12 protein-coding genes and 1 tRNA gene are annotated in these 15,824 nt (G+C 59.2%); 4 read left to right on the forward strand and 9 right to left on the reverse strand.

What is annotated here, in order from left to right:
* The 3 genes from HSW_RS09260 to HSW_RS22720 all read right to left on the reverse strand — a co-directional run bounded on the left by HSW_RS09260 (position 1) and on the right by HSW_RS22720 (position 2,335).
* Positions 1-732: a LytR/AlgR family response regulator transcription factor gene (locus HSW_RS09260; protein WP_044001711.1), complete on the reverse strand. Its 732-nt coding sequence runs from the start codon at positions 730-732 to the stop codon at positions 1-3.
* A complete protein-coding gene (locus HSW_RS22715; protein WP_197031981.1) occupies positions 707-1,777 on the reverse strand; it encodes a sensor histidine kinase in 1,071 nt (356 codons plus the stop codon). The genes HSW_RS09260 and HSW_RS22715 overlap by 26 nt, the downstream gene beginning before the upstream one ends.
* A gap of 105 nt (positions 1,778-1,882) precedes the next feature.
* On the reverse strand, positions 1,883-2,335 hold the full coding sequence (locus HSW_RS22720) for a hypothetical protein (protein ID WP_052346286.1): 453 nt from the start codon (positions 2,333-2,335) through the stop codon (positions 1,883-1,885).
* 1,162 nt (positions 2,336-3,497) lie between these two features.
* On the opposite strand from HSW_RS22720, the gene HSW_RS09275 reads away from it, so the two are divergent.
* The 3 genes from HSW_RS09275 to HSW_RS09280 all read left to right on the forward strand — a co-directional run bounded on the left by HSW_RS09275 (position 3,498) and on the right by HSW_RS09280 (position 7,669).
* On the forward strand, positions 3,498-5,054 hold the full coding sequence (locus tag HSW_RS09275) for a TROVE domain-containing protein (protein ID WP_044001712.1): 1,557 nt from the start codon (positions 3,498-3,500) through the stop codon (positions 5,052-5,054).
* A gap of 997 nt (positions 5,055-6,051) precedes the next feature.
* Positions 6,052-6,121: transfer RNA gene (locus HSW_RS24210), tRNA-Ser, on the forward strand.
* Positions 6,122-6,265: 144 nt separating this feature from the next.
* Positions 6,266-7,669, forward strand: a complete 1,404-nt coding sequence (locus HSW_RS09280; protein ID WP_044001713.1) for an RtcB family protein — start codon at positions 6,266-6,268, stop codon at positions 7,667-7,669.
* 85 nt (positions 7,670-7,754) lie between these two features.
* Here HSW_RS09280 and HSW_RS24215 read toward each other — a convergent pair whose 3' ends face one another.
* From HSW_RS24215 to HSW_RS09300, 5 genes are all read right to left on the reverse strand, one after another.
* Positions 7,755-7,922: a hypothetical protein gene (locus HSW_RS24215; protein WP_155832897.1), complete on the reverse strand. Its 168-nt coding sequence runs from the start codon at positions 7,920-7,922 to the stop codon at positions 7,755-7,757.
* 300 nt (positions 7,923-8,222) lie between these two features.
* Positions 8,223-8,432, reverse strand: a complete 210-nt coding sequence (locus tag HSW_RS09285; RefSeq protein WP_044001714.1) for a PID-CTERM protein-sorting domain-containing protein — start codon at positions 8,430-8,432, stop codon at positions 8,223-8,225.
* Positions 8,433-8,511: 79 nt separating this feature from the next.
* On the reverse strand, positions 8,512-12,846 hold the full coding sequence (locus HSW_RS22725; protein ID WP_052346287.1) for a DUF4394 domain-containing protein: 4,335 nt from the start codon (positions 12,844-12,846) through the stop codon (positions 8,512-8,514).
* A 222-nt stretch (positions 12,847-13,068) separates the two neighbouring features.
* Positions 13,069-13,629, reverse strand: coding sequence for an MOSC domain-containing protein (locus tag HSW_RS09295; RefSeq protein ID WP_044001715.1), 561 nt, complete (start codon positions 13,627-13,629; stop codon positions 13,069-13,071).
* Positions 13,630-13,674: 45 nt separating this feature from the next.
* On the reverse strand, positions 13,675-14,379 hold the full coding sequence (locus tag HSW_RS09300; RefSeq protein WP_044001716.1) for a VIT1/CCC1 transporter family protein: 705 nt from the start codon (positions 14,377-14,379) through the stop codon (positions 13,675-13,677).
* A 115-nt stretch (positions 14,380-14,494) separates the two neighbouring features.
* On the opposite strand from HSW_RS09300, the gene HSW_RS09305 reads away from it, so the two are divergent.
* Positions 14,495-15,160: a Dps family protein gene (locus HSW_RS09305; protein ID WP_081768337.1), complete on the forward strand. Its 666-nt coding sequence runs from the start codon at positions 14,495-14,497 to the stop codon at positions 15,158-15,160.
* 66 nt (positions 15,161-15,226) lie between these two features.
* Here the strand turns inward: HSW_RS09305 and HSW_RS09310 are convergent, their stop codons facing one another.
* The gene (locus HSW_RS09310) at positions 15,227-15,691 is read right to left on the reverse strand and encodes a low affinity iron permease family protein (protein WP_044001717.1); all 465 of its coding nucleotides are present in this window, start codon (positions 15,689-15,691) and stop codon (positions 15,227-15,229) included.
* Between the last annotated feature and the right edge of the window lie 133 nt (positions 15,692-15,824).

Here is a 15,824-nt window from a genome sequence, read left to right on the forward strand (position 1 = left end):
CTAGTGCATGTTGCGCCCTTCAATCAGCTTGAAAAATGCTTCTGCGTAGGACTCACCGATGGGAATGATATCGGGGCCCATGTAAATGCGGTTTTTACGAATGGAATCAACGTGGGCCAGGGCCACGATGTAAGAGCGGTGTACGCGCACAAAGTCGGGGCTGGGGAGGCGGTCCTCAAAGGCCTTGAGCGAGTTCAGGGTAAGAATCGGCTTGGCCCCGGCGTAAATCTTGATGTAGTCTTTCAGGCCCTCCAGGTAGCGGATGTCCCGTAGGTTGAGGCGTTGGGTATGGTAATCGGCCTTCACGAAGATGTAGTCGTCGGTGGGGCTAGCGGGCGGGGGGAGCACTGGCACAGGGGCCGGCTCTGGTGGACGCGGGGCTAGGCGGTCCTGGGCCTTCTGGGCCGCCTGCACAAACCGCTCGAAAGCAATAGGCTTCACCAGATAATCCACGGCATTCAGGTTGAAGCCTTCTAGCGCGTACGCCTCGTAGGCGGTAGTGAAAATCACCAGAGCCTGGGGCTGCATACTACGCACAAATTCTACCCCCGTAAGGTCCGGCATTTGCACATCCAGGAACAGCACATCCACGGCTTCCCGCTGGAGCACCGTCATGGCTTCCAGGGCGCTCCGGCAGGTGCCCACCAGTTCCAGAAAGGGTACGCGTTCCACGTACGAGGTGAGCAGGCGCAGAGCCAGGGGTTCATCATCCACGAGCAGGCAACGGAGCATGGGCAAGGGTCAGGGTTAGTTCCACAATAAATTCGTCGCTGGTTTCTTCTAGCAGCAGCAGGTGGCGGCCGTTGGGATACAGCAGGCTGAGGCGCTGGCGCACGTTGGGCAGCCCGATGCCCGAGTTCGGGTCGTGGCCACCCACGGCCGGAAAGCGCGAGTTCTGTACCGTAAACAACAGCTGGTCCTGCCGCATAATCAGGTCTACGGCAATCCGGGAAGAATGCCGGGCGCTGACGCCATGCTTAAACGCATTTTCCACGAACGGAATCAGCAGCATGGGCTCAATTAGAGCCCCGTCCAGCGACCCGTCCACCGTAAAGCGAATATCTACCTGCTCCGGGTCAAGGCGCAGCCGCTGCAGATCCATGTAGTTGCGCAGATACTCCACCTCCCGGCCCAGGGGCACCCGCGCCGCCTCCGATTCATACAGCATGTAGCGCATGAGCTGGGACAGTTTGAGAATGGCCTCCGGTGTGTCGTCGGATTTCAGGTGGGCCAGGGAGTAGATATTATTGAGCGTATTGAACAGAAAATGCGGGCTCACCTGCGACTTCAGAAACGCCAGCTCGGCCGTAAGTTGCTTGTTGGCCAAGTCCTGCCGGGCCCGCTCCGTGTCAAACCACTCGCCCGTGATGCGCATGCCGCTACTGATAATCCAGGCTAGTATCCCAATCAGCCACAGGCCCTGGGGGGGGCGGGAGTAGTGGATAGCACCCGGCGGCAACGGATAATGTGGGTGCGGCGGGTGGTGCGGCAGCATTCCCGTGATGCGCAGCAGCATGGGTAGATATACCAGCGCCAGCAGGCCGGCGGCCAGCAGGAAGTATAGGGCAAACTTTTTCCGGGCAAAAAGCCGTGGAATTAGTACGTAATAGTTCAGATAGAAATACCCCGCCAGCGTCAGAGGCAGCAGCAAGTTTCCCGGCCGAAACGGTGGCGGATTTTCCGAGAGCAGGCGCGGAAGAGTGGCCACGGCCACCCACGCGGCTACGTGCACAATCACGCGCAATACTTGCTGACGGGATACTCGGGGCAGTTGCATGGGCATAAAGCGGGAAGCGGATGGAAAAGCAGTACGAGGAACCCGGGCGCTCAGCCAGGGAGAGCCCAGATTCCTCGCACCGCAAAGAAAGTCTGTTCGGTGCCGTTAGCGGTTGGTGCCCGACGGTGGCCCCTGCCGCTTCATGCGTTCCTGTTTCTTAGCCTGGTATTTCTGGTATTGCTCTGGTGTGAGCACGCCTTTGAGTTTAGCATCGGTGCTTTCTTCCTGCGCCCGCATCTGCTGCATCCGAGCCGTCCGGTCCTCGGTGCCGCCGGTACCGCGCTGCGCCTGCATCTGCTGCATTTGCTCCTGCTGAATGGCCGCTACTCTGGTTTGCTGGTCGGCGGTGAGGTTGAGGTCTTTGGTCATTTCGGCCAGACGGTTCCCCTGTCCACGGCCTCCACGCCCTTCGCCGGGCTTTTCGTCGCCTTCGGTTTTCGTTTTGAGCTTATCCTTTTTGGCTTTCACCTTGGTAGGTGCGGTTTGGGCCTGGGCCGAGGGAACAGTGGCGCCGGCCAACAGGCCCAGCAGGAGGGAAGCTACCAGTAGCTTTTTCATAGGAAGTAGTTGAGAGGAAAGAGGTGTAGCCGCTTTACACGTTCAAAACAGCTCCCAAACTTAGCCACGTGCTTTCCGGCGCACGAAAAACATCTGCCAATCTCCCGTTTCCCTCGACGCTTCCGCTAATTAGGTACGCCAGCCGCCTTTGGTGTCATTCAGCCTGTAGCACCACGTGCCCTGCCATAACCCGGCTGCATAGAAATTGCGTTGCTCGGATTGGTTGTTTTTTAGGTTGCACTCGACAGTGTACGTTGATTAATTGTATACAAGTGCTGATTGAATTTTTCTGCCGAAAATAAACGTTTGATAAATTTTGAAAAAATACTTTTGTCAAGTATTGACATTGAGAAAATAAATACTCTACCTTTGTCACGTTCAAAAGCAGTAGCCTGCTCAACGCCTTTATCCTTCACTGCCATGCGTCGCCACTTTATCAACTATCAGCCAATGCTCAATGGCCTGGATCGGAAGATTCAGCCGGGGTTCGGCGCGCAAGCTCGCAGATGAGGTTCTACTCCTGACATCATCTTACCGCAAACGCCCGAATCCAGCCAGATTCGGGCGTTTCCCTTTTGTGTCCATCCGTTAACTATCCTCTTGCTAAATGCTGCGCTTTTCCTTCCCTGTCCCCGCCAACCGACTGTTACTGCCAGTTAACCAGTGGCCAACTACTTACCGCATACTGCCCGGCACTATCTCACAAGACCCGGAATAACAACTGTATCAGCCGAGTTTGCCCGGGCAAAAGTCCGACTAGGAGTGTGTTTAAGAATTGCCACGCCTTGCCAAGCGGATGCCAGATAATGACTGAAGCAAACGACGTTTGGGTAGAATTTCAAGCACTAATTAAGTAGCCAGGTAATTGCTGTTTTATTGATTTTTGTCCGTTGAGAAATACGGATTAGGGAAGATATTGCCTGTTTTTTTATTGTCTGATATCATTTTAATTAAGATCTATTAGTGTAGATAAATGAGGTAATAAAAGTCTGTATCAATGCATGAAAACGATGAAAAATCCGCGTAAAGACCGATTGTCATCTTCCGATATCCAGCGTTTTGTCAACTTTCTGCTGGCAGTTTTCAGTCCGGTATCTCCCGTAACAAAGTAAGGGGTAACTACTCCTTTGGCCCCTTTCCTTTGCCTTTATTTCTTACTTCTATGCGTTTCAATACCTCTACTAACCCCATCCGTAACCATGCCGGTGCGCCGGCCTACGCCCTTACGCCCGCGCTGGAGCTGTATGCCGCAGTAGCTACTGCCGGTCTGAGCAACCAGTTCTACGAAAAAGCCGATACGCGCCTGGCTCGTTTGCGCCAACTGGTAGCTCAGAATGACCCGCTGTTCGTGGCCCGGCTGGCAGTATATGCCCGCGAGAATCTGCACTTGCGTTCCGTGCCGTTGGTACTGGCCGTAGAACTGGCCCGCCGACACCACGGTACCAATCTGGTGAGCCGCCTAGTGGCCCGGGTAGTGCAGCGCCCCGACGAAATTACGGAGCTGCTGGCCTGCTACGCCGCTGCCAACGGCCGAACCGGGCCTAAAACGCTGGGCCGCCTCTCCAAGCAGGTGCAGAAAGGACTTGCTTTGGCTTTCCACAAGTTTGATGGCTACCAACTGGCCAAATACGACCGGGCGGGGACTATCCGGCTGCGCGATGCGCTGTTTCTGGTGCATCCCCGTCCCCAGGATGAAGCGCATCAGGCCCTGTTTAATCAGCTGGTGGCTGGTACGCTGCCAACGCCCTACACCTGGGAAACCGAGTTGTCGGCACTGGGACAGGAGTCGTTTGCTACGGCCGATGAGCGGGTTGCCGCCTTTCGCCGCAAGTGGACGGAGCTGATTGGGAGTGGCAAACTGGGGTACATGGCGTTGCTGCGTAACCTGCGCAATATGCTGGAGGCCGGTGTGCCCACCGAGGCCTTGAGCCAGGTGTGCGCCACGCTGGCCGATGCCCGGCAGGTGGCCCGCAGCAAGCAGCTGCCCTTTCGCTTTCTGGCAGCGTACCGCGAGGTGAAAGAGCTGGAAGGCGGTGTGGTACGCAGCACGCTGGTGGCTTTAGGCCTACGCCAAAATCCTGTAGCGCAGGTGTTGGAGGCACTAGAAACTGCCATCGGCCATAGCGCTGCCAACCTGCCCGGCTTCGGCTCCGGAACCCGGGTGGTAGTGGCCTGCGACGTGTCGGGTTCCATGCAGCAGCCGGTATCGGCACGTAGCAAAGTGCTGCTCTATGATGTGGGCCTGGTGCTGGGAATGTTACTGCGGAACCGCTGCCAGAACGTGGTAACGGGCATATTTGGCGACACCTGGAAGCGTATTACGCTGCCCGGTGCCCAGGTGCTGCGCAATGTGCAGGAACTCTACAAGCGCGAAGGTGAAGTTGGCTACAGCACCAATGGCCATCTGGTGATTGAGGACCTGCGTCGTCGCCGGGAGGTGGTGGACAAAGTGATGCTGTTCACCGACTGCCAGCTCTGGAACTCGCGTTTCAATGGGGCCAGCATCGCCACGGAGTGGGCCGAATACCGTCGCACGGTGGCTCCTGAGGCTCGCCTCTACCTCTTCGACCTAGCTGGCCACGGCACTACGCCCGTGCAGCTGCAGCCGGAGCAGGGTGCCTTTTTGCTGGCCGGCTGGTCGGATAAACTGTTCGACGTGCTGACGGCGCTGGAAAACGGCGGCTCAGCTCTTACAGAAATCGAGAAAATAGAGCTGTAATATTCTGTTAAAAATCTGATTTTCAACTATATGTATCCTGTTGATTCGTGCTCTATTCCTAGCAGTAATATTCCTCTAGTTACCTGCGGCCCCGGGAGTAGCTTATACTTATACTGCTACGCTGTGCTACTCCCGGGTTGCGAATCAGGTATTCGCTCTTTAACTACTCATGAACCCATGTTCCTTCTGACTAAAGCATAAATGCATTGGGAAGGCGGCTGACCCTGTAGGGCTGCCGCCAGCCGGAACGGTGCGGGCCGCTACTTTAGGCGGCCCCCTGTTCCAACCCGACTGATTCTCCCTTCCTGTGGGTGTCGTAGGCAGGCGTTCCTTCGTCTGGTTGAAGCCAGTCCTTCGGGTCTGGTTTGGGTTCGAATCCCGACTGCAGCTTTGGCTGCAGTGCACACGCCAGCCGCCAGTTACCCCGCAGCGGGAGTTCAGTTGAGGCGTCACCGGCCGGGTGCCGTAGGACCGCGTTACTTCGGGTCGCACGTTCGAATCGTGCCGCCGCTTCGGGGGCGTAGCTCAGTCTGGTAGAGCAGAACGGCCTTCGGGCTGGTCATTTCGCTGTCCGCTTGTTGCCCCGGCTTGTTGCCGCCATTTCTACTTTCTGTGTTTCCTTTTTACCCTTTCATTACCCTCCTTTTCCGTTAAGTGGGTGCCGTAGCCGAGGCTTACTTCGCACGCACAACGCCCAGGTCGCGGGTTCGAGTCCCGCCGGTTGCTTCCTTGCACGAAGCGGCCGTAGCTCAGTTGGTTAGAGCAGGACTAGCCCGGCGCTTATTGCCCCAGTTGGCGGAATATTTCTGAAAAAGGTGGCCTGCAACAGCCCTGCTTCGTGCTGATACCAGCAAGGGGGGCTGTTCCTAGTTCATCCGTTTCACCTTCACTCGCCGGATGCCGTAGGCCCGCGCTACTCCGACCTGTCCCGTCGGGCCCGTCAGGGCCCGTTGCGCGGGCCGTCTGTTGCTCCGGTTTTGTACTTACAATCAAATGGGCCGGTGCCGTAGCGGTGCCTTACTTCGCTTAGGACGATGAAATGCCGGTTCGAATCCGGCCCGTTGGCTTCGGCTGGCGGTGGCGTAACTGGTAGCGCGCATAATGGCAGGCACTGCGCCCTGTTGCCCGGCCCGTTTGTACTGTTTTTCTGTATTCACTTCTCACGAGCAGGAGCCGGAAACCGGCCCACGCATCGTGTAACAACCATTAGTATGGCCTCTCAATTACGTGGCAACGACCTTCGCCAACTGGGTTTCCCGGAAGGTCGGGCCATTGGGCTGGCGCTGGCCCAACTGCAGCGCAAACACCTCAAAAAACTCTCTCAAACCGACCAGCTGACTTTATTGCAGGAGTTACTGGCTAACCCGCAAACCTACCTCACCCACCTCGACTGGAGCCACACAGCGGCCGCGCTGTTGCCACCGCCCAGTCGCCACATTGCCCTGGCTGAGCGTAAGGAGTACGTCGTTTTCGGAGCCGAACACATCGAGCAGGGAGCCATTCATCAGATGGAAACCGCCATGAAACTGCCCGTGACTGTTGCCGGTGCCCTCATGCCCGATGCTCACCACGGCTACGGACTGCCCATTGGCGGGGTGCTGGCTACCGATAACGCCGTAATCCCCTACGCTGTGGGGGTAGATATTGGCTGCCGGATGGCCCTATCGGTATTTGCACTGCCGCCCAAGCACTTGGAGCAACGGGTGCAGGAGTTGCGCAAGTTGCTGCTGGAGCACACCAAGTTCGGTGGCCGTGACGTATTCCGTCACGGTCAGCACCTAGACCACGCGGTGCTGAGCCGGGATGAGTTCCGGGACATTCCGTTCCTGCGCAATAAGCTGGATACGGCAGCTTCGCAAATCGGCTCTTCGGGCGGCGGCAACCACTTTGTAGAGTGGGGCGTAGTGGATATCACCGACCCCACCAACGAGTTGGGCGTGCCGGTTGGGCAATACCTGGGCCTGCTTTCACACTCCGGCTCCCGGGGCCTGGGAGCCAGCGTGGCAAACCACTACACCAAACTGGCGCAGGATACCTGCCAGTTGCCCGCCGAAGCCCGCCACCTGGCGTGGCTGGGCCTCGAAACAGAAGCGGGGCAGGAGTACTGGGCCGCTATGAACTTGGCTGGCGACTACGCCTCAGCCTGCCACCACCAGATCCATCATCGTCTGGCTAAGGCTCTTGGTGAGCGGCCGCTGGGGAAAGTGGAAAACCACCACAATTTCGCCTGGAAGGAGCGGCTGGTAACGGGGCAGGAAGTGGTAGTGCACCGCAAAGGAGCTACCCCGGCCGGGGCCGGCGTACTGGGCATTATCCCAGGCTCCATGACGGCTCCCGGTTTCATTGTGCGGGGGCGGGGCGAGGCTAGCGCCCTAAGTTCGGCTTCGCACGGCGCAGGCCGGCAAATGTCGCGTACCCGGGCCAAGCAGGAGCTGGGCGAAGCTGAAATGCGCCGCTACCTGCAACAGCACGGCGTAGAGCTTATCGGTGGTGGGCTGGACGAAGCCCCGCAGGCTTACAAAGACATCCGCCAGGTGATGCAGAGCCAGACAGAGCTGGTAGACGTGCTGGGGTCCTTCACCCCGCGTATTGTGCGGATGGAAGGCGGCGTATAGCAGACAGCCATCCATGAAAAAACCGCAACCCCGTCCCACGAATGCAGTGGGGCGGGGTTGCGGTGTTTATGGGCAAAGCAACTGGTTACGGCCGGTGCCGCCGGTGGCGGCAGGGAGCCGCCGCTGAAACAGATTGGTGGTTGTGCCGGAAAACGCTTCCGTTATCAATGGGGTAGGTGGGGAGCAGGTCAGCTAAGAGCAACAGGGCCAAAGCAGTTGCCGCCAAGTTGGGAGTGGAGACGGAGGTATCCATGGTGAGCAGAATAAGACATACACGAGGAACTGTTCAGGGCCTGCAACCGGTGTGTGGGTGCGAGGCAATAAGATAGAGGCGGGGCAGTACTGTCGTTGTTGCAAAAAAGAAATACCCGGACAGCGGCAGGTTGGTGGTATTTACGGCTGCAAAGATAGAGGCGGATTTGCCGTTGGAAACTTTTTCTAGGTAAATGGTAGGCTGCAGGGCGATGAATAGGGCATTGGACTCGTTGAAAACAGAAACAGCCCACCCCGAATAATGTCGGAGTAGGCTGTTTTACAAGAAGGCAGAATAGGATTATGCCCGGCGCCGGTCCCGCAGCTTTTTCAGGCCCAGGCCTACTCCTGCCGCCAGCAGCAGAGAAGCGCCCCCGTCAATCGGCACGGCCGTAGGATCAGGGGTAGGGCCACCGGAGCCCTGTGCCCGAACGGAGGAGAAGGTACCGGTAAGTAATAACAGGCTTCCGGCCGCAAAAGCCAGCCGGTACGCAGTAGCGAGGTTTTTCATATGAAGAAATTGCAAAAGCTGGGAGGAAAATCGGTCTGCTCCCGCCAACGCGGGCTGGGGAGCAGACCGAACAATCAGGCTATTCAATAACAAGGCGCTTGTTGATGATGCCCTGGCTGGTTTGCAGGCGCACCATATACACACCCGGTGTCACGCCATTGAGCGGCAGTGTCCGCACCTCGGCCCCGGCGGGCAGTACTGCGCGGCGCACCACCTGCCCCAAGGAGTTTACCACCGATGCCTCCACAGCCTGCCGGTTGAAAGCTGCCGTGAGGCTCACGGAAACTACGTCGCGGGCTGGGTTGGGGAATATATCCACCTGCCGGCTGAGGGCGGCCGGGGCGTTAGCTAGTACCCGCTGCTGCGTGAAGAGCAGGCTGAAACGGCCCATACCCGCGCCCGGGGTCAGCGTGAACGAATAGCTGGGCTGGGCGGCCAGATCCACTACCGCGCCGGTCTGCGCATCGCGCAGATACACCAGCGTGCCAGCGGGCAGATTCAGCAACTGTTTGGCCTGCAGCGTATAGCTACCCGCCTGCGGAGCCGATACCAGCAGCGGCACGGTTACATCAGATGTAGTCAGCACGGGCAGGCCGTTGATAGCCAGCTGTTCCGAGCCTGCCTGCGAGGCCAGTGTAGGAGTAGCAGTTTGCCGCTTGGCCGCGTCGAAGGCGACATCGAAGGCAGCAGTAGCACCGGTTTCAAAATACACCGTGGTCTGGTCGCCCGGGCCGCCGGTAGCGGCGCGTAGCTCCAGCTGCGCCAGCGGCCGGGTTTCCTGGGTGCGCTGGAATACAGGGCTTTCTACTGTCAGCACACGAGCGGCGTTGGTAAAGCTCACTTGCCCGTTGGTAGAGCCGGGTGTAGTTACCCGCGTAAAGAAGCCCTGGCCCAGCCCGATAACGTTGGTGCCGCCATTGTTGCCCACGCCATTCACATAGCTGGAGTAGGAGCCGCTGTACTGTCCGTTGGAGCGGAACACGTACACGGCGTTATCCACGTTGGTGCGCCCTACTTGGTCCCAGTCAATAGGTGAAGGGTAAGGGTTGCCCAGCAGCTGCCAGCCCGATTCGACCTGGGTGCCGCGACTCAGTCCTCCTACGTTAATGGTGCCGTTGTTGAGAATGCCCACGAAATCAGTAGTCAGGCCGGCCGGAATGTTCACGGTGTAACCGCGGCCCGGCGTCATGGCGTCGCTCAACGCGGCAGGTGAGAAGAATCCTTTGTCGAAATCCTGCGGGGCCGGGTTGCCGCTCGTCGTCACGCGGCTTTGGTCATAGCCGAATACCGTGGGGAAGGGCGTTACCGCCCCCGGGTTCGGGGCCGAGTTATAAGCCGGGTTCACCACCGGAGTGTAATTGGCGGTAGTCAGATCAGCCACGGTGGTGTTGTTCACAGGGGCCGAGAAGTGGCGGTAACCCGCGCCGGCGTTCATGCTCGGGTCGATGTAGCGCTGCACCGTCACGTTGCCGAAGATGGTGTTGCTGCCCGTGTTGAGCACCTGCGCCGTGCGGTCGGCGGTGGAGAGCAGCGTCAGGTTGCCATTCGACACCACGGCCCCCGTCACGTTAAGGCTGCGCTGCACCTGCACAGGACCATCCAGCTGCAGCGTGCTGACGTTGGTGGTTAGAATGTTGAAGACGGAGGTAGTGCCACTGACGCGCTGCGTGACTGAGTTGTTGACAAAGCGGATTTCGCCAAATCCGGTGCCGCTGGTGGTGCCGCCGTTGTTGGTAAAGTCGCCGCTGATCTGCAAGATGGCACCGGGACCAAAGGTGAGTTGGGCCCCGCTCAGCAGCGTAACGTTGTTTGCAAAGCTGAATCCTACGGACGGGTCATTGGCTACGTTCGGAATGGTCACGTTGTCGGTGGCGGTGGGTACCTGCGCGGGATTCCAGTTGCCGGCGGTATTCCAGTCGGTACTCACGGCTCCGGTCCAGGTGAGGCCGGCGGCAATAACGGGTGCGGGCGTCAGGAAGGCGGCCAGGCCGGTCAGGTTCGAGCCGTTGCCAATGCGGCCGACCGAGGTGGCGCTGCCGCTAGTCAGGTCAACGGTGTACAGGTTATCAGCCGTCGAGCCCGTGGGCGACGCCACCAGGAACGCCGAGTTAGCCGGGGCCGAGGGGTTGCTCACGTCCGAAAACACGTCGAAATCAACTCCTGGGTTCACCGTCAGGCCCGTGCTGCCTTGGTCCACGTAGGTGCCGGCATTGGCGTTGGTGGAGCGTAGCAGCACATTGCGGACCTGGTCGTAGCCGTAGAGTGTGGTGCCGGTGTTGGCGTTGTTGTCGTTGTTGGTGTAGGCTGCGGCCGACATAGCCGGCGTACCGCTGGGGTTGGTCAGAGCCGTGTCGGTGATGTACGTGCCATCGGCCGGATTCATGCGCAGGTTGGCCTGGTTGGTGGCTGAGGTGATGCGAATCCGGTCCACGGTAGGGTTAAAATCAAACCCAATGGCCGACGCCGTCGTGCCCAGTGGCATGCTGCCCGCGCTACCCACGGCCGTGAGGGCCCCGGTGCTCAGGCTTAGGGTATAGAGCTGGCCCTGCTGATTGGTGGCATCGTAGCCCAAGGCAAACAGCTCCCCGGTAGCCGGGCGGAAATCGGTGCCCACCAGCACCTGCGTAGCCGCCAGTCCGGTGATGTTCACGGCCGTACGGATAACGCCTGGGTTGCCTGAATCAAAGGAAACCAGGTTGCCACCGGCCACGCCGTAGAGCAGCTGCCCTGTAAGCGCCGCTGAAGCGTTGGCCCCGTTGAGCACCGCCGCCACGTCGCGCACTGGAATGCCCAGCCCGATGCGGCCCACGGCCGTCGTGGTGCCGGCACTCACATCCAGCGAGTACAGAGAGCTAAAGCTGGCCGTAGTGGTGTTGTTTTCGGCATTTGATACCAGGTACCCCCGGTTCAACTGGGCGGCGGCATCGTAAAAGAAATCCAGGTCGCTGACGCCCCCGGTGCCGGGTAGTAACGTGGTGCCGCTGGCTGAGGTGAGCTGGCCCGCGTTGGGGTTGCTCTGGATGAAGAGCTGGTTGCGCTGGTCATCCACGTCGTAGAGCGTGGTGCTGGTGCTGCCGGGGAAGGAGTTGGTGTATGCTACAGACCCAATGGTGGGCGTACCTGTAGCCCCACTCACGAAGTTGAGGTTGCCGTCGGGAGCCGCAATGGCCCCGTTGTTGGGGTTGAGGCGGAAGTTGCGCGCGTTCAGGCCCGTCACCCGGATCCGGTCCACGGTCGGGTTGAAATCAAAGCCAATGCCGTTCACCGCCTCCGCCGAATTGCCCAGGTCCAGGGTTACCGGGCCGGAGCCTACGGGCGTGGCCACGGCCGTGCTCAGATTGATGATGTAAAGCCGCGTTTCGCCGTTGGCGGGGTTATAACCCATGCCGAATAGCTCCCCGGTGTTAGGCCGGAAATCGGTGCCTACCAGCGTTTGGCCGGCTGTGAGGCCGGTAATGGCCACTGCCGAGTTGATAAAGCCTGGCGTCCCCGAATAGAAGGAAAGCAGGTTGGCGTTGGTGCTCACCGCGTACAGCAGCTGGCCGCTCATGGCGGGCGCGGTGCGGTCGATGCCAAACGTAATATCCGAAATCAGTACCCCCGGCGTACCATTCAACAGCAGCGAAGCGTTGCCAGTGGTCAAATCAAGGCTGTAGAAGGTGGTGCTGACGCCGGAAATGACCGACAGTATCGCCTGCTGCGTACCGCTGGCGGGGTCGGTATAGATGTCGAGGTCCGTGACTTCGGTGCCGGTCAGCAAGGGCAGGCTGTTGCGGGTAATCGGGACCGGGGAGCCCAGCACGCCGCCATTGGGGTTGGTCTGGATATAAAGCCGGGAGTTGGCCACGTCCACGTCGTAGAGCACCGTAGCGGCGGCCCCAATGAAGCTGTTGGTGTACGCCACGGCATCAATTACCGCGCCTGGTGCGCCGTTCAGGTTGGTATCGGTGCCGGCCAGGGCCCCGTTGTTGGGGTTGAGGCGGATGTTGGCGAGGTTGCTGCTCGTCACCCGAATGCGGTCCACGGTCGGGTTGAAATCAAACCCGATACGCTCCGTGCTGGCGCCCAGGGCCAGCGCAACAGTGCTGCCCACGGCCGTGGCCGCGCCAGTGGTTTTATCGATGGTGTACAGCTGGGCCGTGCCCGAGCCGTTATAGCCCAGCGCAAACAGCTGCCCGGTAGCAGGCCTTGAATCGAGCCCAACCAACGTCTGGCCGCTGGCAATGCCCGAAATCGGGAGCAAGGTTGGGGTGCCCGTGCCGTTGGAAGGCAGGGCAACGAGAGTGGTGCCGCCCTGCGCGAGGCCATACACCGTGGTGGTTTGGGCAAAGGCTGCCGGCGCGGCCAGCAGCGAAATACCCAGCGTAAGCCCCAGCAAACGACGGTTGAAAGTGGGCAGTATGGGTGTCTTCATGCGGATAGAAAGGGGGGTAAGGATGGAAAATACACGTCCGCCAACCTCAGCTTTCTATTGCACTATAGCTACCTCGCGCTGAGCTTTGACTGGAAAGCTTACGCCGGAAGGAACTAATATGGATTGTTGATTTTCATTAAAAATTCATTAAAAATAGTTGATGTATATAATTGTGCTCCAGTGCAAACAATCCGACTAATACTGTCGTTTCAGCCGTCCTGATCAGTTGGATTCTCCCGCCGCCGGGGCCGGAGCTGGTTTCTTTTCCAATTCTAGTACCCGCACCACGTCGCCCACGGCAATATGGCCGCCTTGCACAATGCGGGCCGTGAGGCCACCGTGGCCGCGCATAGCATTGTAGCCGCCTGGTCCCAGCTCTTCCTCCATGCGGGAGCAGGGATGGCACTCGCCGGTAATTTCCAGCACCACCTCGGAGCCGATGCCGATGCGCCGGTTTTTTAGGGCTAGCAGGTTCAGGCCGCTCACCACCAGGTTGCGGCGCAGCCGCTCCGGGGCTACCGGCTCCGGCATCCCCAGAAACCCGGCCACGGCGCCCAAATGCTCGTGCTGAATAAGGGTAATCTGGCGCTTGCCGCCGGCTTTGGGCCGGGCGTGGTCACCCAGCAGATGCCGGTCGGTTTCGGCCTCAGCTTCGGGCACGCTCAGTAACGGCTGGCGGCGGGCTGGGCGCAACCCAATCCACTCTACCCGGCCCTGTTGGGGCAAGGTGCTGAGTAGGCGGGCAATGGTTGATTTATCGTCGCCGAAAAAGGGGAAGGGCATACTGGTACGTTCAGGGTGAAGTGGTGGAAAGGTTGTGTACGGCCGCTACTGCCTCTCGAACTGCCGCGCGACCAGAAAAGCCGCACCAGCTGCTAGGGCTCCGGTACCGGCCATCTTGAGGGCTCCCCACACCGGTGGCTGGCCGGTCATGCGGCTCTTGAGGTAGCCGAAAATCAACAGGCACACCAGCGTCATCACGGCAGACAGCACCAGACCCTCGGTGGGCGTAGCCGTCAGGAAGTAGGCGCTGAGCGGAATGAGGCCGCCTACTGCATAGGCCGTGCTGATGGTAAAGGCACTCTTGGGGGCCTGGCGTGGGTCGGGTTTTTCGAGGCCCAGCTCGTATTTCATCATGAAGCGCACCCATTGGTCGGGGTCGGCGGTAAGCTCGCGCACGGCCTGCGCCCGGGTGGCTGCCGAGAGGCCCATTTCCTGGAGTAGCTCGTCTACCTCGGCCCGTTCGACGTGGGGGACTTCCGCAATTTCCTGGTATTCACGCTGTAGTTCGGCCGCGTAATGCTCTACCTCGGTACGCCCGGCCAAGTAGCCGCCTAGGCCCATGGCAATGGAACCGGCCACCACCTCGGCCAGCCCGGCCGTAATCACCAGCCCTGAGGATTGCACCGCCCCACTCAGACCAGCCGCCAGCGCAAACGGCACCGTCAGCCCATCCGAGAGGCCGATTACAATGTCCTGTAGCATGGCCGAGCTGGTCAGGTGGTTTTCGGGGTGCGGATGTTGGTGCTGCATAGTAGGTAAATGTAGGCGTATTGTTAACCTGATAGGTTTTTACGCGTATGCAGGCCAGACGGTAGCCGATTCGGCTGCTTTCCTTCCAACCGATATTCTTTTTCCCTTACGTACCATGGCCAAAACCACCGCCAAACCAGCTGCCGCCCCCAAGGCTGCTCCTAAAGCCTCGGCTGCTAAAAAAGCTGCTCCTGCCTCTAATGGCCAGACCGCCAGCGTGCAGCCCATTTTGAACCAGCAGTTCAACGCCCCCGCGCCGCTCCAGAAGTACGGTACCGTGTCGCAGCGCTTACCCATCGGGCTCGACGAGAAAACCCGTCAGCAGAGCGTAACCAATCTCAACCAACTGCTGGCCGACACCATCACGCTGCGCGACCTGTACAAAAAACACCATTGGCAGGTAGTAGGCCCTACTTTTTATCAACTGCATCTGCTCTACGATAAGCACTACGAAGAGCAAAGCACCCTGGTAGATACCATTGCTGAGCGCATTCAGATTCTGGGTGGTGTGGCCGTGGCCATGGCCCACGATGTGGCCGAGCTGACCAGTATTCCGCGCCCGCCCCGTGACCGGGAGGAGGCCCCGATTCAGGTAGGCCGTCTGCTGGAAGCCCACCAGATCATCCTCAAAAACTGCCACGACTTCGCTAAGCAGGCCGATGAGGCCGGCGACGACGGGACCAACGACTTGGCTGTGAGTGACGTCATGCGTCTCAACGAATTGCAGGTATGGTTCGTGTCGGAGCACGTAGTAGATACGCCTTTGGCCCGCGCTGAGTAACAGCGGCTACCGGCTTTTTTGCCAGCAAACGGCTTCCTTCCCACGCGGAGGGAAGCCGCTTGTGTTTTAGCGATGCGCCTTTTGCTTTTCTTGGTGATTTTCTTCCGCTTCCTCCACTGAGTGCATGCGGCCCAGGTCGTGGTCCTGCCGGGCCTTCTCAGCCAGTAGGCTGAAGTAACCGTGTAGCAGGTTGATTTCCTGCTCCGAGAAGTCCTGAGCGTTGATGAGGCGGTTACTGGCTCCTTTGTGGGCGGCAATCAGCTCATTCAGCTTCAGGTGTAGCACCAGAGAATCCTTGTTCTGGGCCCGCTGAATCAGAAACACCATCAGAAAGGTCACAATAGTGGTACCGGTATTAATGACCAGCTGCCAGGTTTCGGAGTAGTGAAACAACGGCCCCGTACCGGCCCATGCCAGTACTATGCCCAGGGCCAGACAAAACGCTTGGGTAGTACCCGACCAAGCAGTAACTGCCCCGGCAAAGCGGGCAAAGAAGTTGGACCGGGCAGTAGAAGTGAAATCAACAGCCATAGACAGTGAGGGAAAGTAGGCCAGAGCAGCCCGGGCAGGTAGATAAAGTGAAAATTACGGCGGGGAGATGAGGCGCAGCTGAAATTTTTCGGGCTGACACTGAGCAGGAAACCGTAGCGCAACGTAAAATCTA

This window comes from Hymenobacter swuensis DY53, assembly GCF_000576555.1.
GTDB classification, from domain to species: domain Bacteria; phylum Bacteroidota; class Bacteroidia; order Cytophagales; family Hymenobacteraceae; genus Hymenobacter; species Hymenobacter swuensis.

What these genes read in the sequence shown, in the direction of transcription:
- HSW_RS09260 (WP_044001711.1), bottom strand. Translation starts at nt 732, where the DNA reads ATGCTCCGTTGCCTGCTCGTGGATGATGAACCCCTGGCTCTGCGCCTG.
- HSW_RS22715 (WP_197031981.1), bottom strand. Translation starts at nt 1,777, where the DNA reads ATGCAACTGCCCCGAGTATCCCGTCAGCAAGTATTGCGCGTGATTGTG.
- HSW_RS22720 (WP_052346286.1), bottom strand. Translation starts at nt 2,335, where the DNA reads ATGAAAAAGCTACTGGTAGCTTCCCTCCTGCTGGGCCTGTTGGCCGGC.
- HSW_RS09275 (WP_044001712.1), top strand. Translation starts at nt 3,498, where the DNA reads ATGCGTTTCAATACCTCTACTAACCCCATCCGTAACCATGCCGGTGCG.
- HSW_RS09280 (WP_044001713.1), top strand. Translation starts at nt 6,266, where the DNA reads ATGGCCTCTCAATTACGTGGCAACGACCTTCGCCAACTGGGTTTCCCG.
- HSW_RS24215 (WP_155832897.1), bottom strand. Translation starts at nt 7,922, where the DNA reads ATGGATACCTCCGTCTCCACTCCCAACTTGGCGGCAACTGCTTTGGCC.
- HSW_RS09285 (WP_044001714.1), bottom strand. Translation starts at nt 8,432, where the DNA reads ATGAAAAACCTCGCTACTGCGTACCGGCTGGCTTTTGCGGCCGGAAGC.
- HSW_RS22725 (WP_052346287.1), bottom strand. Translation starts at nt 12,846, where the DNA reads ATGAAGACACCCATACTGCCCACTTTCAACCGTCGTTTGCTGGGGCTT.
- HSW_RS09295 (WP_044001715.1), bottom strand. Translation starts at nt 13,629, where the DNA reads ATGCCCTTCCCCTTTTTCGGCGACGATAAATCAACCATTGCCCGCCTA.
- HSW_RS09300 (WP_044001716.1), bottom strand. Translation starts at nt 14,379, where the DNA reads ATGCAGCACCAACATCCGCACCCCGAAAACCACCTGACCAGCTCGGCC.
- HSW_RS09305 (WP_081768337.1), top strand. Translation starts at nt 14,495, where the DNA reads ATGGCCAAAACCACCGCCAAACCAGCTGCCGCCCCCAAGGCTGCTCCT.
- HSW_RS09310 (WP_044001717.1), bottom strand. Translation starts at nt 15,691, where the DNA reads ATGGCTGTTGATTTCACTTCTACTGCCCGGTCCAACTTCTTTGCCCGC.